The organism is Lutimaribacter degradans (genome assembly GCF_023703375.1).
In the GTDB taxonomy this organism is placed as follows: Bacteria; Pseudomonadota; Alphaproteobacteria; order Rhodobacterales; family Rhodobacteraceae; genus Lutimaribacter; species Lutimaribacter degradans.
On sequence record NZ_JAMQGO010000038.1, the window covers coordinates 1 to 1,176 of the forward strand.

1 protein-coding gene is annotated in these 1,176 nt (G+C 62.9%); it reads left to right on the plus strand.

The window, feature by feature from the left end:
* The first annotated feature begins 60 nt into the window (after positions 1–60).
* On the plus strand, positions 61–1,152 hold the full coding sequence (locus M8744_RS17690) for an IS630 family transposase (RefSeq protein ID WP_251420060.1): 1,092 nt from the start codon (positions 61–63) through the stop codon (positions 1,150–1,152).
* The last annotated feature ends 24 nt before the right edge of the window (positions 1,153–1,176 follow it).

The window sequence follows — 1,176 nt, forward strand, 5'->3', positions numbered from 1 at the left end:
CTAGTGTTCGCCACCTGACACAAGATTCCCATCGGCGGCTTGATGTGCCATATTCGGGGCATGAGACGCAGTGACATCTGCCTTTACCTTGGCCCCGCCGATCGTTCGGAGCTTCAAGCCCTGATTTCCAACCGCAACATCCCGCGCAAGCTCGTCTGGCGGGCCGAGATCGTGCTGGCGACGTCGGACGGTCACGGCACCGTCGAGATCATGCGGCGCGCGGCCACGTCGAAGCCCACGGTCTGGCGCTGGCAAGAGCGGTATCTCGACGAAGGTGTGGACGGCCTCAAGCGCGACAAGACGCGGCCCTCGCGCGTGCCACCATTGCCGATGGAAACCAGGTTGAAGGTCATCGCGAAGACAGTGCAGGAGACGCCGCCCAACGCCACGCACTGGAGCCGTGCGCTGATGGCCGAAGCCATGGGTATCTCGCCGTCGAGCGTCGGGCGGATATGGGCCGAGGCGGGGTTGAAGCCGCATATCACGAAGGGCTTCAAGGTCTCGAACGACCCGATGTTCGAGGAGAAGGTGACCGAGATCGTCGGGCTCTACCTCGACCCGCCGGACCGGGCCGTCGTGCTCTGTGTCGATGAAAAGTCACAGATCCAGGCGCTCGACCGGACCCAACCCGGCCTGCCGCTCAAGAAAGGCCGTGCGGCCACCATGACCCACGATTACAAGCGCCACGGCACGACGACGCTCTTCGCTGCGCTCGACGTCAAATCCGGCCAGGTGATCGGCGAATGCCTGCCGCGCCATCGGGCGAAGGAGTTCCTGAAGTTCCTGCGCCGCATCGACAAGGCCGTGCCAGTGCGGCGCGATGTGCATCTGGTGCTCGACAACTACGCCACACACAAGACACCAGAGGTGCAGGCCTGGCTGAACAAGCATCCGCGCTTCAAGCTGCATTTCACGCCCACCAGCGCCTCATGGCTGAACCTCATCGAACGCTTCTTCGCCGAGATCACGTCCAGGCGCATCCGACGCGGCAGTTACTCCAGCGTCGATAAGCTCGAGGCCGCAATCTACGACTACCTGGCGCAGCACAACGAAAAGCCGAGGCCCTTCAAGTGGACCAAAACCGCCGACGATATCCTCGCCCGAGAGAGCCGCGCCCTGAACGCCCTCGATGAAATTCGCGGAAACCGGTAGCATGCGTCAGACTCGGAACACTAG

What these genes read in the sequence shown, in the direction of transcription:
- M8744_RS17690 (WP_251420060.1), top strand. Translation starts at nt 61, where the DNA reads ATGAGACGCAGTGACATCTGCCTTTACCTTGGCCCCGCCGATCGTTCG.